This is a genomic window from Saccharothrix sp. NPDC042600, from assembly GCF_040647305.1.
GTDB lineage: Bacteria > Actinomycetota > Actinomycetes > Mycobacteriales > Pseudonocardiaceae > Actinosynnema > Actinosynnema mutabilis.
In genome coordinates, this window is the sequence record NZ_JBEZBW010000113.1 from 1 (window position 1) to 24,750 (window position 24,750).

General features: G+C 74.1%; 23 protein-coding genes and 1 pseudogene. 7 read left to right on the plus strand and 17 right to left on the minus strand.

Annotated elements, in window-relative coordinates:
• The 4 genes from AB0A74_RS37040 to AB0A74_RS37055 form a co-directional block, all read right to left on the minus strand.
• Positions 1 to 881: aldo/keto reductase (locus AB0A74_RS37040; protein ID WP_358257040.1), on the minus strand; the 881-nt coding region annotated here is incomplete at its 3' end.
• Positions 882 to 912: 31 nt separating this feature from the next.
• On the minus strand, positions 913 to 2,037 hold the full coding sequence (locus AB0A74_RS37045; protein WP_358257042.1) for a hypothetical protein: 1,125 nt from the start codon (positions 2,035 to 2,037) through the stop codon (positions 913 to 915).
• On the minus strand, positions 2,034 to 5,384 hold the full coding sequence (locus AB0A74_RS37050; protein ID WP_358257044.1) for an amino acid adenylation domain-containing protein: 3,351 nt from the start codon (positions 5,382 to 5,384) through the stop codon (positions 2,034 to 2,036). Before AB0A74_RS37050 ends, AB0A74_RS37045 begins: the two co-directional genes overlap by 4 nt.
• Before the next feature lie 408 nt (positions 5,385 to 5,792).
• On the minus strand, positions 5,793 to 6,053 hold the full coding sequence (locus AB0A74_RS37055) for a hypothetical protein (RefSeq protein WP_358257046.1): 261 nt from the start codon (positions 6,051 to 6,053) through the stop codon (positions 5,793 to 5,795).
• 177 nt (positions 6,054 to 6,230) lie between these two features.
• Here AB0A74_RS37055 and AB0A74_RS37060 point away from each other — a divergent pair, with 177 nt between their 5' ends.
• Both AB0A74_RS37060 and AB0A74_RS37065 read left to right on the plus strand, forming a co-directional pair.
• Complete coding sequence (locus AB0A74_RS37060; RefSeq protein ID WP_358257048.1) at positions 6,231 to 6,611, plus strand: hypothetical protein; 381 nt, start codon at positions 6,231 to 6,233, stop codon at positions 6,609 to 6,611.
• A 112-nt stretch (positions 6,612 to 6,723) separates the two neighbouring features.
• Entirely contained in the window at positions 6,724 to 7,146 is a 423-nt protein-coding gene (locus tag AB0A74_RS37065) for a hypothetical protein (protein ID WP_358257050.1), read from the plus strand.
• Between the two features lie 21 nt (positions 7,147 to 7,167).
• Here the strand turns inward: AB0A74_RS37065 and AB0A74_RS37070 are convergent, their stop codons facing one another.
• Positions 7,168 to 8,157: a LysR family transcriptional regulator gene (locus AB0A74_RS37070; protein ID WP_358257052.1), complete on the minus strand. Its 990-nt coding sequence runs from the start codon at positions 8,155 to 8,157 to the stop codon at positions 7,168 to 7,170.
• A gap of 33 nt (positions 8,158 to 8,190) precedes the next feature.
• The gene (locus AB0A74_RS37075) at positions 8,191 to 9,138 is read right to left on the minus strand and encodes a DMT family transporter (RefSeq protein WP_358257054.1); all 948 of its coding nucleotides are present in this window, start codon (positions 9,136 to 9,138) and stop codon (positions 8,191 to 8,193) included.
• Here AB0A74_RS37075 and AB0A74_RS37080 point away from each other — a divergent pair.
• Positions 9,137 to 10,543: a PLP-dependent aminotransferase family protein gene (locus AB0A74_RS37080; RefSeq protein WP_358257056.1), complete on the plus strand. Its 1,407-nt coding sequence runs from the start codon at positions 9,137 to 9,139 to the stop codon at positions 10,541 to 10,543. The two genes, AB0A74_RS37075 and AB0A74_RS37080, sit on opposite strands and share 2 nt — an antisense overlap.
• Positions 10,544 to 10,593: 50 nt before the next feature.
• Here AB0A74_RS37080 and AB0A74_RS37085 read toward each other — a convergent pair whose 3' ends face one another.
• Together AB0A74_RS37085 and AB0A74_RS37090 are read right to left on the minus strand one after the other, a co-directional pair.
• Positions 10,594 to 11,016, minus strand: a complete 423-nt coding sequence (locus AB0A74_RS37085) for an SSI family serine proteinase inhibitor (RefSeq protein WP_358257058.1) — start codon at positions 11,014 to 11,016, stop codon at positions 10,594 to 10,596.
• Positions 11,017 to 11,228: 212 nt separating this feature from the next.
• Positions 11,229 to 12,185, minus strand: coding sequence for a DMT family transporter (locus AB0A74_RS37090; RefSeq protein WP_358257060.1), 957 nt, complete (start codon positions 12,183 to 12,185; stop codon positions 11,229 to 11,231).
• A 48-nt stretch (positions 12,186 to 12,233) separates the two neighbouring features.
• On the opposite strand from AB0A74_RS37090, the gene AB0A74_RS37095 reads away from it, so the two are divergent.
• Both AB0A74_RS37095 and AB0A74_RS37100 read left to right on the plus strand, forming a co-directional pair.
• Positions 12,234 to 12,764: a CGNR zinc finger domain-containing protein gene (locus AB0A74_RS37095; protein WP_358257062.1), complete on the plus strand. Its 531-nt coding sequence runs from the start codon at positions 12,234 to 12,236 to the stop codon at positions 12,762 to 12,764.
• A 101-nt stretch (positions 12,765 to 12,865) separates the two neighbouring features.
• On the plus strand, positions 12,866 to 13,516 hold the full coding sequence (locus tag AB0A74_RS37100; RefSeq protein WP_358257064.1) for a hypothetical protein: 651 nt from the start codon (positions 12,866 to 12,868) through the stop codon (positions 13,514 to 13,516).
• Here AB0A74_RS37100 and AB0A74_RS37105 read toward each other — a convergent pair.
• The 7 genes and pseudogenes from AB0A74_RS37105 to AB0A74_RS37135 form a co-directional block, all read right to left on the minus strand.
• A pseudogene (locus tag AB0A74_RS37105) lies at positions 13,422 to 13,865 on the minus strand (leucine zipper domain-containing protein); the annotation flags it as partial. The gene AB0A74_RS37100 and the pseudogene AB0A74_RS37105 sit on opposite strands and share 95 nt — an antisense overlap.
• 94 nt (positions 13,866 to 13,959) lie before the next feature.
• Positions 13,960 to 14,643: a Crp/Fnr family transcriptional regulator gene (locus AB0A74_RS37110; RefSeq protein ID WP_358257066.1), complete on the minus strand. Its 684-nt coding sequence runs from the start codon at positions 14,641 to 14,643 to the stop codon at positions 13,960 to 13,962.
• A gap of 253 nt (positions 14,644 to 14,896) precedes the next feature.
• Positions 14,897 to 16,153, minus strand: coding sequence for an alpha/beta fold hydrolase (locus tag AB0A74_RS37115; RefSeq protein WP_358257068.1), 1,257 nt, complete (start codon positions 16,151 to 16,153; stop codon positions 14,897 to 14,899).
• Positions 16,154 to 16,157: 4 nt separating this feature from the next.
• The gene (locus tag AB0A74_RS37120) at positions 16,158 to 16,883 is read right to left on the minus strand and encodes an SRPBCC domain-containing protein (RefSeq protein ID WP_358257070.1); all 726 of its coding nucleotides are present in this window, start codon (positions 16,881 to 16,883) and stop codon (positions 16,158 to 16,160) included.
• Positions 16,880 to 18,103 (minus strand): MFS transporter, encoded by a 1,224-nt coding sequence (locus tag AB0A74_RS37125; protein WP_358257072.1) that lies wholly within the window; start codon positions 18,101 to 18,103, stop codon positions 16,880 to 16,882. Before AB0A74_RS37125 ends, AB0A74_RS37120 begins: the two co-directional genes overlap by 4 nt.
• Complete coding sequence (locus tag AB0A74_RS37130; protein WP_358257074.1) at positions 18,100 to 19,308, minus strand: tetratricopeptide repeat protein; 1,209 nt, start codon at positions 19,306 to 19,308, stop codon at positions 18,100 to 18,102. The genes AB0A74_RS37125 and AB0A74_RS37130 overlap by 4 nt, the downstream gene beginning before the upstream one ends.
• A gap of 57 nt (positions 19,309 to 19,365) precedes the next feature.
• Positions 19,366 to 19,497 (minus strand): hypothetical protein, encoded by a 132-nt coding sequence (locus AB0A74_RS37135; RefSeq protein ID WP_358257076.1) that lies wholly within the window; start codon positions 19,495 to 19,497, stop codon positions 19,366 to 19,368.
• A 115-nt stretch (positions 19,498 to 19,612) separates the two neighbouring features.
• Between AB0A74_RS37135 and AB0A74_RS37140 the strand changes: the two genes are divergently transcribed.
• Positions 19,613 to 19,861, plus strand: coding sequence for a hypothetical protein (locus AB0A74_RS37140; RefSeq protein ID WP_358257078.1), 249 nt, complete (start codon positions 19,613 to 19,615; stop codon positions 19,859 to 19,861).
• 59 nt (positions 19,862 to 19,920) lie between these two features.
• Positions 19,921 to 22,896: a tetratricopeptide repeat protein gene (locus AB0A74_RS37145; RefSeq protein WP_358257080.1), complete on the plus strand. Its 2,976-nt coding sequence runs from the start codon at positions 19,921 to 19,923 to the stop codon at positions 22,894 to 22,896.
• Here AB0A74_RS37145 and AB0A74_RS37150 read toward each other — a convergent pair.
• Both AB0A74_RS37150 and AB0A74_RS37155 read right to left on the minus strand, forming a co-directional pair.
• Complete coding sequence (locus tag AB0A74_RS37150) at positions 22,887 to 24,242, minus strand: permease prefix domain 1-containing protein (protein ID WP_358257081.1); 1,356 nt, start codon at positions 24,240 to 24,242, stop codon at positions 22,887 to 22,889. The genes AB0A74_RS37145 and AB0A74_RS37150 overlap by 10 nt on opposite strands.
• Positions 24,239 to 24,598, minus strand: coding sequence for a PadR family transcriptional regulator (locus AB0A74_RS37155; RefSeq protein WP_343937068.1), 360 nt, complete (start codon positions 24,596 to 24,598; stop codon positions 24,239 to 24,241). Before AB0A74_RS37155 ends, AB0A74_RS37150 begins: the two co-directional genes overlap by 4 nt.
• Between the last annotated feature and the right edge of the window lie 152 nt (positions 24,599 to 24,750).

The following is a 24,750-nucleotide window of genomic DNA, read 5'->3' on the forward strand; positions in this document are numbered from 1 at the left end:
CCCGCTACGACAAGACCGCCCACTCCTACATGGCCGCCCTCACCATCGCCAGCCTCATGATCTGGCTCGCCACCAAATAACCAGACACGCCCTAGGCGGGCCTTGGTGCCGGCGTGGTCGTGTAGTTCGCCTAGTGGGCGGTCCTTGCGGACGTATGCGCCGGAGAGCAGGGGCGTGTACGCGACCAGGGTCAGGTTTGGACGGTCGCGTAGGTAGGTCATCAGTTCTGGGCTGAGCAGGCCCTGGTCGCCGTCCTTCGAGCGGCGGCCTGGGAGGTCGGCTCGGGCTCGGAGGTAGGTGTGGTGGTATTGCAGGACCTCGTAGGAGGGCAGGTTGGCGGCGGCGGCCAAGGTGCGCCAGCGTTCCAGGCGCCACGACCAGTGGTTGGACGCCCCCAGCATGGCCACCTCGCCGTTCGCCACCAGCTCGGCGAACGCCGTGACGATCTCCTCCTGCGGCACGGTCAGGTCGTCGGTGTGGGCGTAGAGCAGGTCCAGGCGGTCCACGCCCAGGTTTTCCCGGCTGCGCGCCGAGGACGTGCGGATCGCCTCGGGGGTCAGGCCCTCCAGGGTGAAGAAGTCCCGGCCCGGGACCTTCGGCCGGCCGCCGAGCTTGGTGGCGATCACGACCTCGTCGGTGATGCCCCGGCTGCGCCGCCACCGGCCCAGCAGGGCCTCGCTCTCGCCGCCCTGGGTGCCGTTGACCCAGAACGCGTAGTTGTTCGCCGTGTCCAGGAACGTGCCGCCGGCCTCGACGAAACGGTCCAGCACCGCGAAGGACCGCTCCTCGTCGACGACCGTGCCGAACAGCATCGCGCCCAACGCGAGCACGCTGACTTCGCGCTGGTGCCGCGGGTCGGTGCCGATCTTCCGATACTTCATGGTCTCCCCTGTGCGCATGAACGGTCGCCGATCATGGTGCCGGGTTTCCGTCCACGGCCAAAAACAAGTGGTCCAGGCCCACGTACGCGAGGTTCGGGCCCCATTCCACGGCGTTGTCCGCCAGGGCCGCGTGCGGGAAGCGCCGCACGAAGCGCCGGAGCACGGTGGCCGCCTCCAGCCTGGCCAGGGGCGCGCCGACGCAGTAGTGGGCGCCGTGGCCGAAGACCAGGTGGCGGTCGGCTCGTTCGGCGACCGGGGCCAGGTCGTCCAGGTCCGCGTCGAACAGGCCGCCGCCGGCCAGCGAGACCAGGACGAGGTCGCCTTCGGTGAGCGACAGGCCTTCGAACTCGAACGTCTCGGCGACCACCCGGCCGACGTTGCGCAGCGGTGGGCGCCTCTCCAGCACGGACTCCACCAGGGACTCGACCTCGCCCGGCCGGTCGGCCGCCACCCGGTCCCACAGCGCGCGGTCGTCCAGCACCGCCAACAGGCAGGAGCCGATCAGGGACGCGGTGGTCTCCAGGCCGCCGAACAGGATCATCGACCACGTCGCCGTGGTGCGGGCGCGGTCTTCCCCGGTGTCGCGGGGGAAGCCGTCCAGGGCGGGTGACGCGGCGAGGGCCTCGGTCATCTCCAGCATCACCCGGTGGGCGGCTTCGGCGTGGTCGCGGCGGTACATCGCCGCGATGAAGCCCGACAGCGTCTTCGACCACGTGTGCAGCACGGCCGGTTCCTGGGGCACGCCGACGATGTGGCCCATCACCCGCCCGGACACGCCCTCGGCCACGGTCGGCACGGCGTCGTGCGCCGGGTCGGCGGCCAGGCCCTCCAGGCAGGCGTCCACGATCTCCTCGACGCGCCCGGCAAGCGAGCGCGTGAAGGAGGCGGAGAACAGGCGCTGCACGGGTTTGCGCAGCGCCGCGTGCTCCTCGCCGTCGGTGTGCACGAACCACAGGCGCAGGAACTCCGTCAGCGCCCGGTGCTCCCGCCGCGACTCCTCGGTCATGTAGAGCTCGCCCAGCCGCTTGGACGTCTGCGACGAGAACCCCGGGTGGTTGAGCACGACGCGGGCCACGGCCGGGTCGGAGACGACCCAGCACTCCAGCCCGTCGTCCCACTCCATGCCGCGCACGTCGTCGCGGACCGCCCCGGTCACGACTTCGCCGCCTCGATGAGCTTGTTCAGCCCGGCCGGGGTGGGCGCGAGCAGGAAGTCCCGCAGCCGCACGGACACGCCCAGCTCGTCGCGGATCAGCCGGAGCAGCTTCACCGCGCCCATCGAGTTGCCGCCGACGGTGAAGAAGTCGGTCTCGCCGGTCAGCTCGACGGGCTTGTCCAGCACCCGCGCGAACAGCGACGGCGCGGTGCCCAGCGGGTTGGCCGCGGGGGCGGCGACGCGTTGCCCGGCCGGGGCGGCGACGGCGGCCAGCGCGCGGCGGTCCACCTTGCCGTTGCCGGTCACCGGCAGCCGGTCCACCACCGCCCACAACGTGGGCACCATGTAGGCGGGCAGCCGATCGGCGACCAGGTCGCGCAGCTCGTCGGTGCCGACCGGTCCGGCGGGCACGATCGCCGCGAGCAGCCGCTTGTCGGCGCTGTCCCCGTCGGTGACGACCACGGCCGCGTCGCGCACCCGCGGGTCGGTGGTCAGCACGTCGGCGATGGCGGACAGCTCGATGCGGAACCCGCGCAGCTTGACCTGGTCGTCGCGGCGGCCCAGGAAGCGCAGGCGGCCGGCGCGGTCGACGCGCACCAGGTCGCCGGTGCGGTAGAGGCGGTCGGGGACGTCCGGGGAGAAGTGGCCGAACCCGCGCGCCGACTCGGCCTCGTCGTCCACGTACCCGTGCGCCAGGCCCTCGCCGGCGGCGTACAGCTCGCCCACCGCGCCCGGCGGCACGACGCGGTGCCGGCGGTCCAGGACGTGCACGCGCGTGCCGGGCAGCGGGGTGCCGATGGGCAACGGGCCGTCCACGTCCGCCGGGGACGTCACCGAGTGGGTCGTGGTGAACGTGGTGTTCTCGGTGGGGCCGTAGCCGTTGGTCACGACGATGCCGGGGTGGCGTTCCAGCACCCGCGCGACGTGGGCGTGCGGCACCACGTCGCCGCCGGTGACGAGCTGCCGCAACCCGCCCAGCCCGGCCGGCGCGAACTCCTCGACCAGCCGGAACAGGCCCGCGGTGAGCCACGCGACGGTGACGCCGCGCTCCAGCAGGAACCCGCTCAGCTCGCTGGGCGAGGGCAGGCCGGCCGGGTGCACCTCCAGCGCCGCGCCGCCCGCGAGCGGTCCCCACAGCTCCAGCGTGGAGGCGTCGAAGGCCAGCGGGGACAGCCGCAGCACCCGGTCCTCGGGTCCGAAGTGGACGAAATCGGGCTCGTGCACCAGGCGCACGACCGCGCGGTGCGGCACGGCGACGCCCTTGGGCAGGCCGGTCGAGCCGGAGGTGAACGCGATGTAGGCCAGGTCGTCCGGCCCGGTCCCGGTCGGCTCGGCGTCCGACGCTTCCCAGGACGGTTCCCAGGTCGCGCAGACCGGCACGCCCAGGTGGGAAACGTCCTTGGTGGCCAACACGGCCTTCGGCGCGGCCTTGGCCAGGATGTGCCGGACCTGCGCCTCGGGCTGGGCCAGGTCCACGCCGACGTACGCCGCGCCCGCCCACGCGATGCCCAGCACGCCCACGACCTCGGCGATCGACCGGTCCAGCGCGACCAGCACCCGGTCGCCGCGGCCGACGCCCAGTTCCCGCAACCGCCGCGCCTGCTCGGCCGCCGCGCCGGCGAGCTGGGCGTAGGTCAGCTCCAGGTCGCCCTCGCGCACGGCGACGGCGTCCGGGGTGCGTTGCGCGGCTGCGCGGAACAGGCCGTCGGCGGTGGTCGCGGGGAACTCCCGCCGGGTCTGGTTGACCGCGTCGAGCACGGCCCTGCGCTCGGCGGACAGGCAGCGCAGGTCCTCGACCCTGCCGGTGGCCGTGGCCAGTTCCCGCACGGCGGTGGTGTAGTCGTCCAGGAACGCCCGCGCGTCGGCGGTGTCCCACAACGCGGTCGCGAACTCCAGTTGCGCGCCCAGCGTCGGGCGGGAGCGGCCGAACAGCAGCGACAGGTCGAACTGCGCGCCGCCGCCGTGGCCCTCCTCGACGCGCAGCACCACGTCGCCGGCCTCGATCCGCTGCGGCACGAGCTGGTCGTGCATGCCGAAGGACACCTGCACCAGCGGGTGCGCGCTCAGCCCGCGCTCCACGCCCAGCCGGGTGACCAGCTCGTCGAACGGCAGCGCGCCCGCCTCGATGCTGCGCGCCAGGGAGTCCTGCACCGCGCGCAGGTAGTCCGCCGCCGGCGCGTCGTCGTCCACCTCCACCAGCACCGGGACCAGGTTGCCCGCGACCGCGATCAGGTCGGCCAGCTCGGCGGTGTCGCGGCCGTAGAGGGACACGCCGACCAGCAGCCGGTCCACGCCCGTCCACCGGCTCAGCGCGAGGCCGTAGGAGGCCAGGAGCAGGGCGAAGGTCGTGATGCCGAGGTCGTGGGCGCGGGTCTCGGCCAGCGTGGTCAGCTCGGCGTCGAGGTCGAGCGGGATGCGGTCGCCCGCCGGGTCCTGCACGGTCGGGCGGGGCGCGTCGGTGGGCACCTCCAGCACGGTCGGCACGCCGTCGAGGTGCTTGAGCCAGAACTCGGCGAGGCGGTCCCACTCGCCGCTCGCGCGGTCCTGCTCGTGGCGGCGCAGCAACGCTTCCGTGGTGGGCGCGGGCGTCGTCTTGACCGGCTCGCCGGCCTTGAGCGCCCTGTAGTTGGTGAACAGCTCGTCCAGCAGCAGGCCGACCGCCCAGCCGTCGAGCAGGACGTGGTGGGCGACCAGCACGACCGCCTGCCGGTCGGCGCCGGTGACGAACAGGTAGCGCAGCGGGGGCGCGGCGGTGAGGTCGAAGGGGATCCGGCCGTGCTCGGCGGCGGTGGCGCGGACGAACCCCTCGAAGTCCGGGCCGTCGTGGGCGATGTCGAGGATGTCCGGGGTGACCCGGTCCAGCACGACCGGCTTGACCTCGCCGTCCTGCTCGCGCAGGAGGGTGCGGAGGGTGGCGTGGCGGTCCGTGGCGGCCTGCGCGGCGCGGGCGAACACCTCGCGGTCCAGGGTGCCGCTGTCCACGTGGGAGGTGAAGACCAGGTTGTAGGTGGAGCCGCCGAGGACGTTCTCGATCAGCCACATGCCGCGCTGCGTCGGGGTCAGCGTCGCCGTCGGCTGCGCGTCGCCGGCCGTGGTGGCGTTGCCTTGGGGGGTGGGGCCGTCGGGGGTGGGGCCGTTGGCGGTGGCGCCGGCGAGGACCGTGGCCAGCGGGGTGGACGACAGCAACTCCGCCACGGACAGCCGCAGCCCGAGCTGTTCCTGGGCCAGCGCGGTCAACCGCATGGCGCGCAGCGAGTCACCGCCCAGCGCGATGAAGCTGCGGTTGGCGAACCCCGCCCTGTCCGTCGCCGGTCCGAGGACCGAGAGCGCGTACTCGTCCAGTGACATGCCGACCTCCGGGTCTTGAGTGGAACTGCTGCCGGGCGAGAACCGCGCGGTCACCCGCGCGGGGAATGCGCCGATAACGGCACCGCGTCACCTCGACGGCAGTGGGCGCGGGAGGAGGAAGTTCCCCGAAGGTGACCGAAAACCCGAGGCCACGAGCCCGTGCGACGGCCGTGTTCCGGTGTACGCGCCATTGCGCAATGTCCCCCAGCGAGTCACGCAACTCCCCCGATGCCAGCGACTCTAAAAGCGTTCTCCGAAGGGTGTCAACACTGCCCGTTCGGCCCGGCGAAGCATTCCCGACAGGCAGGAATTCCACGTGACGGACGAATGTGTGAAAAGTATCCCGTACGGACTCCCGAACATTGTCGAATGCGTTCTCGCGCGAATACCAGGAATGGCCGGCGGGCCTCAACGTCGACCTTCGTGATGGCGCACCCCCAGCGCGGTGTCGATCACCTCCCTGCCGTCCGCCGGCAGCGCATGCGCCGCGGTCCGGCCGGCGGCGGCGAGGTGGGCGTCCACGAGCCGGTTGCCGGCCGCGTGGCCCGCGCCGGTGGGCAGGCCGACCGGGGTGCCGCCGTAGCGCGGGACGGTCTCTTCGTCGTGCACCCAGGCGGTGAAGTCCTGCATCCCGGTCACGTCGAGTCCGGTTAGGACTTTCTCGAACATCGCGTCATCCGTCAGGTGCGGCACACCGATGCGGGCGCGGCCCGTCGCCGGGGGGGTCGGGTACAGGTCGCCCCGTTGTGGACGGTCGGTTGTGCCGCAGGCCACAGCCGCCGGCTGTCACGTCCGACGCCCGCTCCCCGCTCCCTTGTCGTGACCGGACACGGGAAGGAGCGGACGATGCCCAAAGGTGTGATCGTCAAGTCTGTGGTGGTGCTGGGCGCGGTGACGATGCTGGCCGCCGGCGTCTGGGGCCGCGTGGACCCGGCGGGCTTCGCCCGGTTCACCGGTTGGCCCAACCACGAGCACTTCCTGCACGACGCCGGGGTGTTCCAGATCGGGATCGGGCTGATGATGCTGTCGGCGCTGTGGTGGCGGGACGTGATCGCGGTCGTGCTCGCGGGGTTCTGGGTGACCAGCGCCCTGCACGCGCACAACCACGCCGTGGACTTGGACATGGGCGGCAAGCCCACCGACCCGTGGCTGCTCGCGGTCCTGGCGGTGCTGGGGCTGGCGGCATGGGTGGCGCGCGTGCGACACCTCAAGCGCGGCAGGGCCTGAAGTGGTCGCGGTCAACCTCACCGCGCCATGACGGTGAGCGGGCACGTCACAGCGCGGTAACGGTTGGCGCGGCGGGGCCCGGCGCTTCGGTCGCCGATGTTTGCTGTGCGCCATGAACAAGAAGGTCACGTCCGTGCTGCTGGCCCTGGGCTGCGCCGCCTCCCTGGCGGCCTGCTCCAGCAGCGACGACAAGTTCGTCGAGGAGCTGAAGGCCGCCGGCTTCAGCAACATCGGCGAGCCGCGCAGCGAGTCCGACAGCAAGAAGAAGAAGTCCAAGAAGGTCGGCAAGCGGACGGTCAAGACGTCCGACAAGGTCCTTGAGGTGACCGTGCGGGTCAAGGGCTGCGACCTGGAGTTCGAGAAGGTGGCCGGGCAGTCCGGCTACTGGCTGGACGAGCTGCACGTCAACGGGCAGGAGCCGGACTGGCCGGGCTACCCGGAGAACCTGAAGCAGACCGACGTGGTGGCGTTGCTGGCGGACAACCGGCCCAAGCCCGACGGGTTCAAGGACTGCTACAAGCCCAACGAGGCCTGACCCGCACGTGGGGCCGGCGGATCAGCCGCCGGCCAGGAGGAGGGCCGCGTCGATCTCCCCGTGCACTTCGGGGTGGGCGGCCCACCACTTCTCGTAGTGCGGGTTGCGCGGCAGCAGGTCCCGGTAGGCGCGGGCAGCGCACAGGTAGACCTCGTGCGCCCGCCCCGCCGCCGGGCCCTCGTTGCGGGTGGCCAGGAGCAGGTCCACCATCAGCGGCGAGCCCGTGAGCGGGCGGACGGCGACGCCGTCGCGGCTGGGTGAGTGCGGTTGGGCGAAGGCGACCGCGCCGTTGGCCACCAGCGCCCACGCGGTCGAGGCCTCGTTGGCCCGGTGGGTCAGGCGCGGCGTGAAGCCCGCCTCGGCGCACGCGGTGAACACCTGGAGGCGGTTGCCCAGCACGTCCTCCGGCGGCGACACCCAGTCGCGGTCGGCGAGCCGCGCCAGGTCCACCTCGTCGTGCTCGGCCAACGGGTCCCGCTCGGGCAGCGCGATGAACAGCGGCTCGCGCAGCAGCAGCCGGATCTCCAGGCCGCGCAGCTCCCGCCGTTCCATGCCCTCGAACCGGTCCAGCACGGCGAGGTGCAGTTGGCCGGACACCAGCATCTCCACCAGGTCCGAGCCGCTGCGGGTGATCTCGGTGCGCACCTCGGAGCACGGGATGGTCCGCCGCAGGTGCTCGACGAACCGCCCGAAGCTCGACGTCGGCACGCTGCCGACCACCAGCGGGCCCGGCGCGCCGCCGCGGGTGCGTTCCCGGGCCAGGCTGACCAGCTGGTCCACCTCGTCCAGCACCAGCCGGGCCGTGCCGACGACCTGCTTGCCCAGCTCCGTGGCCACGCTGCCGACGGGGGTGCGGTCGAACAGCCGACCGCCCACGATCCGCTCGACGGTCCGCAGCTGCGCCGACATCGCGGGTTGGGTGAGGCCCAGCCGGACCGCGGCCCGGGTGAGGCTGCCCTCCTCGGCGATCGCGCACACCGCGCGCAGGTGACGCAGTTCCAGCTCGGGCATCGCGCTCCTCGGTCCCTGCGGCGGCGGACGAGCCTATGCCGCCGCCCGAGGACCGGTCAACACCGGTTCGTCCTTTGTGGACACTCGACGGCGCACGGCCGTTCCCGCGCACACCACGACGGCGAGCCCGCCCAGCACGGTCGGCCAGGTCAGCTCCTCCCCCAGCAGCCACGCCGCCCACGAGATGGTCAGCACCGGCTGCACCAGCTGCACCTGGCTGACCCGCGCCATCGGCCCGATCGCCAGCCCCCGGTACCAGGCGAAGAACCCCAGGAACATGCTGACCACCGACAGGTACGCGAACGCGGCCCACTCGACCGGCGTCCCCACCGGCGGGTGCCGCACCGCCGACACCGCGGTCAGCACGACCATCACCGGCGCGGACAGCACCAGCGCCCACGACACCGTCTGCCAGGACCCGAGTTCGCGGGAGAGCAGCCCACCCTCGGCGTACCCGATCGCGGCGGCGAGGACCGCGCCGAACAGCAACGCGTCCGACCAGTGCAACCGCCCGAAACCCCCGCCCTGGACCGACGCGAACCCCACCGCGGCCAGCGCGCCCAGGCCGGCGGTGACCCAGAACGACACGGGCGGGCGCTCCCGACCCCGCACGACGGCCATGACCGCGGTCGCCGCCGGCAGCAACGCGATCACCACCGCGCCGTGACTGGCCGGGGACGTGGTCAGCGCGTAGGAGGTGAGCAGCGGGAACCCGGCCACCACACCGCCGGCGACGACAGCCAGCCGCGCCCACTGCCGTCCCGTGGGCCGCCGTTGGCCGGTCAGCGCCAGCGCGCCCGCCGCGAGCACCGCCGCCACGACCGCCCGGCCCGCGCCGATGAACAGCGGCGAGAACGCGCCGACGGCGACGCGGGTGAACGGGACGGTCAACGAGAACGCCGCCACGCCGAGCAGTCCCCACCACGGACCGGTGGATAGCGGTGTCGTTCGACTCAGAGTAGCGCTACTGTTCCCTGACATGTCCAACGATAGCACCGGGCGGATCGTCGCCGGCCTGCGCGCGTGGATCGCCCAGGCGCCGCCGGGCGCGCGGGTGCCGTCCACGCGGACGCTGGTGGCCGAGTACGGGGCGAGCCCGGTGACCGTCCAGAAGGCGCTGCGCGCGCTGGGCGCGTCGGGCCTGGTGGAGACCAGGCCGGGGGTGGGGACGTTCGTCCGTGCGGCGCGCACCGCCCGTCCGCCGGACTTCGGTTGGCAGACCGGGGCTCTGCGCGCGCCGCACGCCCGCGTCCCGACCCGGTCGGCCGCGCTGCGGACCGGCCCGGCCGACGCCATCGCCCTGCACTCCGGCTACCCGGACCGCGCCCTGCTGCCCGAACGGCTGGTCCGCGCCGCGCTCGCGCGCGCCGCCCGGGGCGAGGCGGCGCTGGCCCGGTCCGACACCGCCGGGCACCCCGAGCTGCGGGCGTGGTTCGCGACCGAACTGGGTGCCGCCGCTCCGGGCGGGGTCACGCCGCCCGCGGCGCGCGACGTCGTCGTGCTGCCCGGCAGCCAGAGCGGTCTGAGCTCGGTCTTCCGCGCCCTGGCGGGGTTCGGCCAGCCGGTGTTGGTGGAGTCGCCGACCTACTGGGGCGCGATCCTGGCCGCCGCGCAGGCGGGTGTGCGGGTGGTGCCGGTGCCCGGCGGGCCGGCCGGGCCGGACCCGGAGGAGCTGGCGCGGGCGTTCGAGGAGACCGGGGCGCGGCTGTTCTACGCGCAGCCGAACTACGCCAACCCGACCGGCGTCCAGTGGTCGCCCGAGGTGGCCGCGCGGGTCCTGGACGTGGTCCGGGCGCACGCGGCGTTCCTGGTGGAGGACGACTGGGCGCACGACTTCGGCATCGACACCACGGCGCGGCCGGTCGCGGCGCACGACGACGCCGGCCACGTGGTGTACCTGCGGTCGTTGACCAAGAACGTGTCGCCGTCGATCCGGGTGGCCGCCGTGGTCGCCCGGGGGCCGGCGCGCGACCGCATCCTGGCCGACCGGGGCGCGCAGTCCCTGTACGTGAGCGGGTTCCTGCAGGCAGCCGCCCTGGACGTGGTCACGAACCCGGGGTGGCGCACCCACCTGCGGTCGTTGCGGCACCAGTTGCGGGCCCGGCGCGACCTGATGGTGGAGAGCCTGGCCGCGCACGTGCCGCGGGCGCACCTGGACCACGTGCCGCCCGGCGGCCTGAACGTGTGGGTGCGGGTGCCCGACGGGACCGACCTGGACCGGTTGAGCGCCGACTGCGAGGCGGCGGGTGTGCTGATCGCGGCGGGCACGGAGTGGTTCCCGGCGGAACCGTCGGGGAGTTACCTCCGCCTGAACTTCGCGGGACCCGACCCGGAACGATTTCCCGATGGCGCCCGGGTGATCGGTCGGGCGCTTTCACGATTGTGACGCCGCGAGGGCCCCGGTGCCTACCCGGGACCCTCGGCGGTCAAACTCCGTCAGATGTTCCACACTTCTCCGGCGGTCGCCGCGAAGACGCAGTGATTGCCGTAGGTGCTCTTGTACTTGACCGGCTTGTCGCCGTACCAGCCCACCGCGCGGACGGTGACCGGCGCGTACTCCAACGTGCACGCGACGCCGCTGTCCTGGTCGGTCGCGCTCAGGTCGCCGCCGGCGGCGGCCAGCTCCGCGCACGCCGCGACGGGGTCGTTGTGCCTGCCACCCGCGGGGTCGCAGGTCAGGTAGCCGAAGCGCGTGCCGGAGTGCACGGGGTCGGCGTCGGAGAAGCTCACGCTCAACAGCAGCCGCACGCCCGGTGCGGTGGTGGAGCCGGGGGTGGCGGCGGACGCCGAGGCCGGCATGGACACGCCGGCCAGTGCCGCGGCGGTGGTCGCGAGCACGGCTAGCAACTTGCGGGACATGGTTCTCCCTCGAACGGAAATGGTGTTCTTCTCGACTCGACCGGTCGGGCCGGGTCCGAAATCGAGCCTAGAAATAGGCGACACCCGCGCTCAAGGTGAGCAAACTCGCACGCCACACCATCGGTCTACTCGTCCCCGTGAAATCCGTGAAGTACGCCGACCGACGGCGGGACGCATTGCTCGGAACGGCTCAACGAGCAGGTTTTCCCATTTTAGGTCCCCTTGATGTGTGAATCACCGGTGGTTTGGGTGGCGCGTTCGCCGAGCCGGACGGTGACCACGCCGAGCAGGGTCAGCACGCCGCCCGCGAGCTGCACCGGGCGCGGCGCCTGGGCCAGCAGCAGCCACGCGAACACCAACGCCATCAGGACCTCGGTCAACGCCACGAACGACGCCAGCCGCGAACCCAGCCGCCGGGTCGCCGCGATGCCGGTGACGTAGCCGAGCGCGGCCGTGACGACGCCCAGCACGAGCACGGGCGCCCACCACGGCACGGTGAACCCGTCGAACGCCACGGGCCGGGTGGTGGCGGTCAGCGGGACGACGCCCAGCGCGCCGGCCAGCAGCAGCACCACCCCGCCGAGCAGGAGGCCGCCCGCCGCCAGCGCGGTCCCCGGCAGGCCGTCCCGGTCGCGCGCCGACAGGACGAAGTACACGGCCGCGCCGACCATCGCGCCGAGCGCCCACAGCACGCCGGCGGTGTCCACGTCCGCGCCCGAGAGCAGGTCGAGCACCAGGACCAGCCCGGCGAGGGCGAGCGCCGCGCCCAGGACGGTCAACCGGCCGGGCCGCTGCCCGTGCCGCAGCCACAGCCACACCACGACGGCGACCGGGGCGGTGTACTCGACCAGCAGGGCGACGCCGACGTCCATGCGCGCCACGGCGTTGAAGTAGGCCAGCTGGCACCCGGCGACCGCGACCAGGCCGTACCCCGTGACCAGCGGGAGGTTGCGGCGCACCAGCCGCCAGTCGCCGCGCAGTTGGACCAGCGCGGCGGGCAGCAGCACCACGCCCGCGAGCAGCACCCGGACCGCCACGGCGGCGGCCGAGCTCCAGCCCGCCTCCATGAGCCCGCGCCCCATCGGTCCCGACAGGCCGAACGACGCCGCGGACAGCACCGCGAGGCCGATCCCGGGGCCGAGCCGGACGGCGCTTCTGTCATGGGTCATGGTGGCCATGACCCATGACCGTATGGACCGCCCTGGTAATCTGTCAACGTGGTCTTCGCCCATGACACGGTGGCGTCGCTGCTCGCGGCGGTCGAGCTGGTGAACACGGCGGTCGAGCCGGACACCCTGACCGAGCAGGCCCAGGTGGACGCGTTCTTCGCCCGCCACGGCTACACGGGCGCGCACACCCGGGACGCGGCGGAACTGGCCGCCGTCCGAGCCCTGCGGGCCCCGCTGCGCAGGCTGTTGACCAGCGACCGCGACACGGCGGCGAAGCTGGTCAACGAGACCCTGGCCGCCCACCGCGCCGTGCCGCAGCTCGTGCGCCACGACGGGCTGGACTACCACATCCACGTGGTCCACCCGGACACGCCGTTCGCCGACCGCATCGCCGCCGAGACCGCCATGGCGATGATCGACGTGATCAGGTCCGACGAGATGAGCCGCCTGGCCGTGTGCGCGGACGACACGTGCGACGGCATCGTCCTGGACCTCTCCCGCAACCGCTCCCGCCGCTACTGCAGCACGACCTGCGGCAACCGGGTCGCCGTGGCCGCGTACCGGGCGCGCAGGAAGTAGCCCGGGTGTCGCATAGTCGCCACGTGCCGCCTCCGCCCTGTTGAACCTCCGCGGTCCGGTGCAGGCTGTTCGGTGACCTGTCCCGACCGGAGCGAGGTGTCGTGGCCAAGACCGTCAAGCGCCCGGAACCGACCTGGAGGCCCGCCGCCGCCGGCGCGGTGACCGCGTTCGTGCTCGGTGTGGCCGTGGCGTTCCTGCTGGGCGCGTGGACGTCGGGCCCGGACGCGACCGAGCGCCGGATCGCCGAGCTGCGGGAGGCCGAAGCCCAGCGGGACGTGGCGCAGATCGGCGTGCTGACCGACCTGGCCCGCGGCACCCGGGACCGGCTGACCCCGGTGCTGACCGGGATGGCCAAGGCGGCTCCGGCGGACGCCTCCACCGGCACGGTGCCCAGCGCCGAGGAGGTCGCCGGGTGGCGTGACGCGGTGGCGGCCGAGCTGCGCCGCTACTCCGAGACGCCGTCGGCCGGCAACGGCGTGAACGTCGCCCGGACCGCGCTGGCCACCTCCGTCCGGCAACTGGCGGTCGCGGTGGGCGGGTTCGAAGCGGCGTTGACCGCCCCCGACCCGTTGCGCGGCCGGCTGGTCGGGCTGGCGTCGGAACAGCGCACCCTGGCGCTCGGCACGTGGTCGGTCGGCGCCCTGCAGCTCGACGTGATCAACATCGAGGCGGGCAAGGGCCACGTCCACGTGCAGCTCGACCCCCGCTCCACACCGCTGGACGCCGAACCCGAGGGCAGCGCCCGCCGCTAGGACCCGTCCTCGAAGCGAGATGAGGGGGTGGCGAGGTCCAGCGTGCCTCGGTAGGAGGTGGCGTCTTGTCGGAGCGGGTCGCGATGGCGCGGTTGACGCGTTCGGCGTTGCCGTTGGTCCAGGGCAGCCGGGTTTGGTGAAGCGGCGGCGGATCCCGAGGGCGACACGGACCGCGCCGCACCCGCCGCCGGGCGGCAAGGGTGCGCTGCTCGACCCCGACCGGGGTGCGGCGAGGGCTGCGTTGTGGACGCGAGGAGCGGTCGAGCAGGCCGGTGTCGGCCTCGTGCCGGTGGTGGACGAGCCACTTGTGCACGGTGGCCCGGCAGACGCCCGGCTGCTCGGCGATGCGGGAGGCTGACCAGCCGGCCGCGCGGCGGTCACGATCAGCTTGCTGGCAAGCGGCGTGGTGCGGGCGTGGGCAACGACCTGATCGGTCGCTCCAGCTAGGCCGGCGAGTCGGCGAAGTCGTGCAGCTGGTCCAGGTCCGGGATCAGGACGCCCCGCCGGGGGCTGGTCTCGACCACGCCGGCCGTGCGCAGCTCCGAGAACGCCTTCTCCGCCGTGCGCGGCTTCATCCCCGCGATCGACGCCAGCTCGATCTTGGTCAGCGGGTAGCCCAGCGCCCAGCCCCGGGGCGTGCGCAGGCCGTGCAGCCCGACCAGGTGCAGCAGCACGCGCGCCACCCGCGCCGCCGCCGGCAGCGACATCTCCCGGCGCAGCTCGTTGGCCCAGCGCAACTGCTCGTTGCCGATGCGCACCAGCTCGACCAGGACCTCGTCGTGGCGGCCCAGGAAGCGGGTCAGCTCGTCGGGCGGGATCCGCCGGCCGTCCACCGGCCCGGTGGTCACCACGCCCGCCGACCGGGGCTTGCCGTCCAGCGCGGCCATCTCGCCGACCAGGTCACCGCGGCCCTTGACGGCCAGCAGCCCGGTGTCGCCGCCGGCGTCGGTGGCCACGACCTTGACCGCGCCGTCGAGCACCAGCACCGCGAAGCCGTCCTGGTCGCCCTCCCGGATCACCAGGTGGTTGGCCGGGTAGGCGACGGGCACGCCCAGGGCGAGCACCAGTCGGCGCGTGCCTTCGGTGAGCCGGCCCAGGAGGCTGCGGCTCGGCCAGGTGTCCCCCATCGGCTCGGGCTCCGTCGTGGTCAGTCGATGTCGCGTGGCAACTCTCGCACAGCCCGGGGCCTGTTGTCGCCGGTGTGACGGGGTGGGGGCCGGGCCGACCCCCAGCCGGCCCGACCCCCCGGGGCGGCCGGCTCGTCCGAGCGCACCCGTCCCCCTGAGAAGAGCGAAGCGCGTTCGCGGGAGTACACCGGCCACCCGATCGGGTGCCGTCCGTTGGTGGCCCGGCGTCGGCGGCGCCGGCCGCCGCCCGAGGTCAGGACCAGGTGTCCAACCAGGTGAACAGCGCCGGGAACACCGTGCGGGCCGCCGCGTCCGTGCGCACGCCGTGGCCGCCGTCGAACGCCACGAAGACGGAACCGGCCGGGTACGGGTGGGACGCCACGGCGTCGAAGGGGATGCGTGGGTCGTCCCGGCCGTGGGCGACGAAGTGCGGCACCGGCGGAAGGGGCGTGTCCGGGGCGAGGGTGGCGGCGGACAGGAAGGCCTTCACCGCTGGGTGGGTGGTGTCGGACAGGTCGTCGGCGGCGGTGAAGCCACCCAGCAGGAAGACCGCGCGGACCGACTCCGACAGCGCGGCCGTGCGCACGGCCAGGTAGCCGCCGTAACTGGTGCCGCCCACCACCACCGGGCCGACGGCCAGCTCCCGGATCACCGCGCGCACGTCCTCCGCGTCCTCCACTCCGTACCGCGCCGGCCTCGGCGGGCGCAGGGTCTCGTCCAGCAACCCGCTGCCGCGCACGTTCGGCCGCACCACCCGCCACCCCGCCAGCACCAGCGAGTCGACCAGCGGCGACCAGGTGTCCAGGTGCACCCCGTTCGGACCGCCGTGCAGCAACACCACCGTGCCGCGCGGAGCCGGGACGTCGTGCACCAAGCACGGCAACGGGCACACCGGACCACGCACCACCACCGGCCGGGCCGTGGTCTCGCAACGCACAAAGAAGTCCAGTTCCAGGCGGCGCGGCCGGCCGCCGGCGGTCCAGGTGAACGCCACGACCGACCCGGCTCGCTGGAACCCCGACGCCACCCCGCCGCCCAACAGGGGCCGCAGGAGCCCGGTGCCGGTGTCCCACGCGAACGGCAGCCGCGCGGGCCAGCGCTCGCGGACCACCACCAGCGTGGCGGCGGAGAGCCAAGGTCCCAGCTCGACGATCGGCGGCAGGTCGGCGACCACGCCGTTCAGGGCCACCCGCCGCACCCACCCCCGGCGGACGACGGAAGCCACCGGGTCGTCCCGCGCCGGAACGTCCGGTTCGTCGTCCGGCCCACCCGAGAAGTGCTCCAGGGCCCCGGTCCACCGCGGCGCGCGGTGCCAGTCGTCGCCGGAGGTCAACCGCCGCCACCGCCCGCCCGACACCACCGCCAGGTGCCGCCCCGACCACGCGTCCGTGCTGACCACCGGCCCGTCCGGGGTCAGGGCGAACGCCGGGTCCAGGTCGTCCACCTGCGCCCGCGCGAACGGGGCCGGCAGGCCGGCGGCGGAGTCCCGGTCCGGCAGCGGCGGCAGCACGGGGTCAGCCCGCCGTCAGGTACTCGGGCAGCACCTTCGCCCGCAGCACGGCCGGCACCCACCGGTCCCCCACCCGCAGGCGCACCTCCTCGCCCGGCACCCGCGAGTCGATCCACCGGTCGAAGTCCTCCATGCTGTCGAACACGTGGTCGTCCGCGCCGCGGATCGTGTCGCCGGGCCGCACACCGGCCGCCTCGGCGGGCGTGCCCACCGCGACCCGTTCGACCAGCACCCCCGCGCCCGCCACCACCCCGACCGGGATCACGCCCAGCTCGGCGCGGTGGCCCTCCTGGTAGTCGTTCGGCGTCCCGGCGAGGTGGTCGGCGAGCAGGTCCAGGTGGTGCTCCCACCCGTGCTCCCAGCCGTCACGCTCGAACGGACCGGTGCCGTCCTCCGGGAAACCGCTGTGCTCCAACGACACCGTGGTGACACCGTCCGCTTCGGACAGAGCCAGCTCCACCAGCGTCTCGGCCTGCGACGACGACAACGCCAACCGCAACCGCAGCAACCGGTGCGGCTCAAGGGCCAACACCCGTCCCACGCACGCCGACGGCACGGACGCGCCCGGGTCGTACAGCCAGCAGAACCCCGCCCCGACCCGTTGCGGCATCACGAACGCCGCCACCCCGAGCCACCCCCGCGCCGCCTCCGCGTCGAACAGCTTCGCCCACACCGCTGCCGCCGGGTGGGGCAGCACCTTCGTGTGGTGCACCGCCAGCGCCATCGTCATCCCCTCTCGATCTCCGCCACCCGGCTCCGGGTGATGGTCCGGACCGCCACCACGAACAGCAGCGCGTACACCCCGCTGCCGAAGAACAGCGCCCACCGCAGGCCGAACGCGTCCGCGACGAGCCCACCCGCCAGCGCCCCCAACGGGATCGCGCCGTAGGTCACCAGCCGGTGCACCCCGCTGACCCGCCCGATCAGGTGCTCCGGCGTCGCCGCCTGCCGCAGCGACACGTGCACGACGTTGCGCACCATCACGGTGAACCCGGTCAGCGCGAGCACCGGGAACGGCATCCACGCCTGCGTCGACAGCCCGAGCAGCAGGCTGCCCGCGCAGTCCCCGAGCAGCGCCACCCGGATCGCGACCGCGCTGCCCAGCCACCGGGTCAGCCGCCCGGTCACCGCCCCGCCGACCAGCGCGCCGACCGACCCGGCGGCCAGCAGGAGGCCGAACCCCACGGCGTCGAGCCCCAGCTGCGCCGCGAACAGCACCAGGACCGCCGACTCGGCGAACGACGCCAGGTTGCTGCCGCCGGACACCACCGTGATCGCGCGCAACACCCGGTGCCGCGCCAGCCACCGCACCCCCTCCGGCAACGCCCGCGCCAGGTCCCGCGGCCGGAGCGCCCCGGTGCTCGCCCGGTAGTCGCCGCGCATCCGGCGCAGCAGCACGGCGCTGACCAGGTAGCTGACCAGGTCCCCGACCAGCGGCACCACCCGCGACCAGGCGAACAGCACCCCGCCGGCCAGCGGGCCGACGAAGTCCAGCGCCGCGGTCTGGGCGGTCATCAGCCGTGCGTTGCCGGCGCGCAGCGACGCCGGGTCGCGGCCGAGCATCGTCGGCAGCACGGTCGCGGAGTTGCTGTCGAACACGATCCCCGCGCACGTCAACAGGAACCCGGCCACCATGAGCACCGGGATCGTGAGCGTCCCGGTCACCACGGCCAGCGCGAGCAGCGCCACCAGCCCCGCGCGGACCAGGTCGCACACCCACATCGCCCGGCGGCGGTCCCACGAGTCGGCCAACGCCCCCGCGGGCAGCGCGAACAGCACCCACGGCAACCACCGCGCGACCACCACCGAGGCGACCACGAGCGGGTCCGTGCTCAGCGACGCGGCCAGCAGCGGCAGCGCCACCGCGGACATCCCGTCGCCGACGAACGACACCGCGGACGCCGCCCAGAACTTCGGGAAATCCGGCGCGACCCGGGCCGGGGCGGTCACGCCGCGAGCCGTTCCGCACCGCTGACCGACGCCGGGTCCAGGTCCACGCACAGCCGGAACGCGTCGCGCGCCTCGTCGTGCCGCCCCATCCGCTCCAGCAGGCAGCCCGCGCGGTACGCCGCCACCGCGCCGCGCACGCTGCCGTGCCGGGCCGCCCCCAGGTAGGCCTGGCTCGCCCGCGCCGGCTCGTCCCGGCTCTCGTGGTACTCCCCCAGCACGGCGAGCAGGTCCGCGTCCGGCATGACCTGCCACGCCTCGTCGGCGTCGGCCGGCTCGGCGCCGCCCGCGGTGGCGAGCTTCAGGGACGCCTCCAGCACCAGTTGGCGGTTCTCCACCCGGTAGTGGCGGACCAGTTCGTCGTGTGCCGCCCCGAGGAGGGCGTCGTGGTAGGCGGCGAGCAGCATCTCCCGGGCGCAGCCCTCCGCGTCGCGCCGGACCACCCGGCACAGCGCCGCCGTCCGGTGCTTGCGGCTGCGCAGCAGGTGCGCCAGCCAGGCGGGCCGCACCGCGGCCAACCGCCGCTCGGCCACGTCGAGCCAGCCCTCGGCGGTGTCCACGTCCCGCCGGGCCCGGGAGAACGCGGAGGCCAGGCGCAGCGGCGCGAGCACCCGCAGGTCCGGGTCCGGCGCCTCCTCGGCGACCCACTTGAGGACCTGCAACGGCACGGTCGAGTGCCGGTTCACCTCGCACGCCGCGCGGGCCGCCTCGTAGGCCAGGCGGTGGCTGTCGGTGCTCCGCAGGACCGGCACCAGCTCGACCACCCGGCGCAGGAACCCGAGCTGGGTCAGCAACTGCACCAGCAGCACCCGGCGTTCGACGGGCTGGTCGTCCCACGCCGCCAGCTCGTCCGCGACGAACCGCCACCGGTCTCGGGCGGGTGTGTCGGGTCGGCGCGGGTCCGCCAGCTCCTCGGGCCGGTCGGCCACGACGTCGTCGCGGCGGGCCTGCCGGGCCAGCTGCGTGCGCAGGCCGGCGGGCGAGACGATGCTGAAGAAGTTGGGCACGACCGGGTCCCGCCGGCCGGTCAGCATGTCGAACAGGTGCACGGCGTGCCGGGCGCGCACCGGCGCCGCCGGGGAGGCGCTCAGCTCGAACCACGGCGCCCACACCCGCCGCAGCGCCTCGACGTCGAGCACCCCGGGTTCGGGGAAGTCCAGGGCCGCGATCGGCCGGGAGCCGTCGCGGCGGTAGTCGGGTGGGCGCACCGTCGTCTCCTCTTCGGGGGACCGGGGCCCGCCAAGGGAAGCGGGCCCCGGCGGCGATCAGTAGGACTTGTTGCCGAGGACGTCGAAGTCCGACTCCTCGATCTCCACCAGCTCCCAGGTGTTCTCCATGACGTGCACCCCCTCCCCCGTGTCCGGTGCGCTCCCCGTCCGGGGCGCGGCCGACGGCAACGCTGCCGACCGGCGGCATCACCGGGGCATCCGCGCGCCGATACCGGTTCGATACCGGCACGTGGCACGGTCTGCGCCGCGCACCGACCGGTGCGCTTTCGAAGGGGGAGTCGAGATGGTGCGGAAGATCGCGAGAGCCCTGGCGGTGGCGGCGACACTCGCCGCGCTCACCGGGGCCGCCGCGCACGCGACGGGTACCGGTGTTGCCGCGCACGCGGCGGGGGCCGGCGTTGCCGCGCACGCGGCCGGCGTCGGCGCGCACGCGGCCGGCGTCGGCGGGCAAGCGGCCGGGAGTGCGCAGGTGGGCCGGTTCGGCGGTGGTGGGATGTCCGCCGACAGCCACTGCCCGCCCACGCGCTGCTGACCCGCGCGGATCGGCGCGATCCGGCCCGGGGGGCCGCCGGCGCGTAACACAATGGCCGGATGGGGAGGACAGCTCACGAGGTCGAGTTCCGATTACTCGGGACCCTGGAGGTCCGGGTCGACGGCAGGCGCACGCCCCTCGGCGGCGCACGGCAGGAGAAGCTGCTCGCGGCCCTGCTGCTCGACCCGGACCGGGTGGTGACCACGCAGCGGCTCATCGACGCGTTGTGGGACGAGGACCCGCCGGACACCGCCCGCAAGCAGGTGCACAACGCGATCGCCTCGGTGCGGCGCGTCCTGGGTCCGGCCCGGGACGTGCTGGTCACCGACGGCGTCGGCTACCGGGTGGACGTCGAGCCCGACCGGGTGGACGTCCACCGGTTCCGGCAGGCGGTCGAGGCGGCGGGGGTCCGGGCCGGGAGGGGCGAGCCCGGACCCGCCGCCGAGGCGTTGGCCGACGCCCTCGGGCTGTGGCGCGGGCCGGCGCTGGCGGGGCTGTCCGGGCACGTCCTGGAGGCCGCCGCCGCGGCGCTGGACGAGCAGCGCCTGGCCGCGCGCGAAGCACTGCTGCGCCTGCGGCTCGACCGGGGCGAGGCCGCCGCCGTGGTGCCCGAACTACTCGGCCTGGTCGGCGAGCACCCGTTGCGCGAAGGCCTGGCCGGGCTGCTGGTGCTGGCGCTGCACCGCGCCGGCCGCCACGGCGAGGCCCTGCGCGCCTACGAGCGGACCCGGTCGCTGCTGGCCGCCGAACTCGGCGTCGATCCCGGCCCGGAGCTGCGCGAACTGCACGAACGCGTGCTGCGGCACGACCCGGACGTGGCCGCGCCCCGGCCGGCCCACGCGCCCAACCAGCTCCCGCACGACATCGCCGACTTCACCGGCCGCGTGCCGGAGGTGGACCGGCTGCTGGAGCTGGCGTCGGCGAACCGGGGCACCGCCGTCGTCATCACCGCGCTGGACGGGATGGCGGGCGTCGGCAAGACCACCCTGGCCGTCCGCGCGGCGCACCTGCTGGCCGGCGAGTACCCCGACGGCCAGGTGTTCCTCGACCTGCACGGGTTCACGCCCGGCCAGGAGCCGGTGTCCGCGGCCACCGCGCTGGACTTCCTGCTGCGCAGCGTGGGCGTGCCGCCCGAGCAGGTGCCCGACGACCTGGACGAGCGCGCCGGCCGGTGGCGGTCGGTGCTGGCGGGCCGGCGGGTGCTCGTGCTGCTGGACAACGCCCTGGACAGCGCCCAGCTCCGGCCGTTGCTGCCCGGTTCCGCCGGGGCGTGCGTGCTGGCCACCAGCCGCCGCCGACTGTCCGGTGTGGACGGTGCGGCCACGCTGTCGGTGGACGTCCTGCCCGACGACGACGCGTGCGACCTGTTCACGTCCGTCGTCGGCACGCCCGTGGACCGCACCGAGGTCGCCGAAGTGGTGTCGCTGTGCGGTTTCCTGCCGCTGGCGATCCGCATCGCCGCCTCCCGCCTGCGCTCGCGTCCACATTGGACGGTCGCGGACCTGGTGCGGCGACTGCGCGACGAGCGGCGCAGGCTGACCGAGCTGGCGTCGGGCGACCGCAGCGTGCTGGCCGCGTTCACCGTGTCCTACCAGCACCTCGACCCGCGGCAGCGGCGGGCGTTCCGGCTGCTGGGCCTGCACCCCGGCCCGCTGTTCGACGCGCACTCCGCCGCCGCGCTGCTGGACGTCGGCGCGGACGACGCCGAACACCTGCTCGAAGACCTGCTCGACGTGCACCTGCTGGTCGGGCACGTGGACGGCCGGTACCGCTTCCACGACCTGCTGCGCCACCACGCCCGGATGCTCGCCGAACAGCGCGAGGACCCCGCCGACGCCGTCGCCGCGCTGCGCCGGGTCGCCGAGCACCACGTCGCCCGGGGCCTGGCCGCCGAACGGGCCGTGGACCCGGGCCGGGACCTGGGCGTCCCCGAGCCGCACCACCGGTCCGCACTGCCGGAGGACACGGGAAGCGCCACCGGGCACCTGCTGCCGCTGGTCCGGGCGACGGCCGAACGCGGCCTGCACGAGCTGGCGTGGCAGGTGCCGGTGGCGCTGGGTCCCGGTCTGCTGCGCCGGGGTCACGTCGAGGAGGCGTTGGCCGGGTACGAGCAGGGCCTGGCGGCGGCCAGGCGCACCGGCGACCCCGCCGCCGCGGCGGTCGTGCACCGCAACCTGGGCGTGGCGCTGCTCGGGCTGGGGCGGTTCGCCGAGGCGGGCCGGGTCTTCCAGGCGGGCCTGGACATCGAGGAGGCGCGCGGCGACCGGCACGGCGCGGGCCGGATGCTGTCCAACCTCGGCATCGCCCACCTGCGCCGGGGCCGGCACGACGAGGCCGTGGCCGTGCTGCGCCGCGCCCTGGACCTGCTGGAGCGCTGGGGCACCCCGCGCGACCGGGCCGCCGCCCTGGCCAACCTGGGCAACGCCCAGACCCGGATGGGCCGCTACGAGGAGGCCGTGGGCCACCACCTGCGGGCGTTGGCGATCAACACCGAGCTGGACAACCGGTTCATGGTCGCGTCCAGCCTGCTCAACCTGGGCTGGCTGCACATCCGGTCCGGCCGGCTGGACCGCGCCCGCGACCACCTGGACGCCGCCCTGGCCCAGAGCCGCCGCATCGGCGACCGCGAGATCGAGGCCCGGACCCTGCACCACCTCGCCGACTGCCTGCGCCGCTCGGGCGACCCGGCCCGGGCGTTGGAGGTCGGCCGGGAAGCGCTGGTGCTGGCCCGCGAGATCGGCAACCGGGACGTCGAGGCGTACGTGCTCACCGTGCTCGGCCACGTCCACGCGAACCTGGGCGCGCCCGAGGCGGCGCGGGACTGCTTCACCCGGGCGTTGACCCTCGCCACCGCCCGGGGCGACACCATCAAGGAGGCCTACGCCCGCGACGGCCTGGCGCTCCTGGCCACCGACCCGGCCAGTGCCCGCGCGCACTGGACGCGGGCACTGGAGGTCGCCGAGGCGACCGGTCTGCCGGAGGCGGAGGAGTTCCGAAGACGCCTGGCCGCGCTCCGGGGTAGTGCTCAGAGATAGCCGAACACCGGAGGGAAGATCAGCACCACGACCCACGCCCACACCGCGAACACCGGGAGGTAGTTGGTCTGCCACCGCTCCACCGCCGCGAACGGCGCCTTGCGCCGGACCAGGCCCAGCACCAGCCACGCCGACCAGGCGAGGTTGGCCAGCAGGATGACGTTCTCGCCCAACGCCGCCGCCTTGTTCGGCGTGGTGCCGAACTCGGTGATGCGGCCGGTGATCTCCAGCAGCACCAGCACGTCGATGAGCAGCGCGCTGACCACCAGGGCCAGTTGCAGCTTGTCGAACAGGCCGGCCGGGGCCAGCGGGTCGCGCGCCGAGATCGAGTACAGCAGCAGCGCCAGCACCACGACCAGCAGCAGGTCGAACAGGATCAGCGCCTCGCGCTCGACGTCGATGCCGGAGGTGGTGACCACGAGCGTGACGAGGAACACGAGCAGCACCGCGGTGAACAGCGGCGTGAACAGCCGCCCCAGCACCGGCGCGATGTTCTCCACCACGCTCTGCTTGGCCTCGACCAGCCACCCGGCCACGACCGCCGCCGCGGCGGCGCCAAAGGGTGCCAGCCACTGCGAGACGAAGGTCTCCGGGGAGGTCCCGATCGCCTCGAACGTGCCGAACACGAAGGCGATCAGCACGCCGCCGCCCAGCCCGATCAGCACGTAGTAGACGAACCACTCGCCGGTGAACCGCACGAAGTCCATCCGCCGGCGCGGTGACCGCAGGTCGTCGGACACGTACGCCACGCCGACCGCGAACCACAGCGCGATGGGCAGGTGGATGGCGGTCAGCACGACGGACTGGGAGTTCTCGGCCAACGGGTAGGCGTTGGCCGCCACCGCGCCCACCGCGAACAGCCCGACCAGCACCCCGATCACCGCCGCGCTCGCCCGCCGTCGCCAGGCCAGGAACCCGGTCAGCCAGGGCAGGGCGAACAGGCTCGCGTTGGTGGCGTAGAACGCGGCGTCCTCGTCCAGGCCGGCCCCGAACAGCGCGGGCAGCTTGACCGACAGCGCCGCGCCGAGGGCACAGGCCACCAGGACCAGCAGTTCACGCCGCTTGCCCGGGTCCGCGGGGTCCTGGGAGTCGCCGGTGAGCACGAGCTGCTTCCACAGCCGCTCGGAGTGCTCGCGGGCGAACTCGCGGGACAGCTCGTCCAGGCTGCCCATCCGCTTGACCGCCACCAGGAACGCCTCGTCGTCGCGCAGACCGGCGGCGGTGAGCTCCTCGACGGACCCGCGCAGGTGGTCCTCCAACTCCTCGACGTCGGCCCCGCGCAGCTCACGCCGGCGCCGCACGTAGGAGCGCCACTGGGCGAACTGGGCCTCCAGCTCGTCGCTCATGCCGGCACCCCCGCGACGAACGGCCGGGAGTCCCCGCGCCAGATCTCCTTGAGGGTGTCCACCACGGTGTCCCACTGCCGCCGTTGCTCAGCCAACTCAGCCAACCCGCTCTCGGTGATCCGGTAGTACTTCCGCCGCCGCTCGCCGGCCACGGACTGCCAACTCGACTCGACGTGCCCCAGCCGCTCCAGGCGGTGCAGGAGGGGGTAGAGCAGCCCTTCGGTCCAGTCGAGCTCCCCACCGGACAACTCGCTGATCCGCCGGAGGATCGCGTACCCGTAACTGTCCGCCTCGGCCAGGATCCCCAGGACCATCGGCGTGGCCGAGGCAGCCACAAGATCTTTGGCGACTTTCACCGCACCTCCACCCTAGATGTGCGATGCATAGTAGTTCTAGGTATCGCCGGGCCGCAACGCGCCCCCTCGGCTGGGACTTCCGGGGCATGGCTGCTCGGCCGCCGGCGACGAGGGGCACGCGGCGGCCGGGGCGGGGCGGGCGGGCCCAGGCG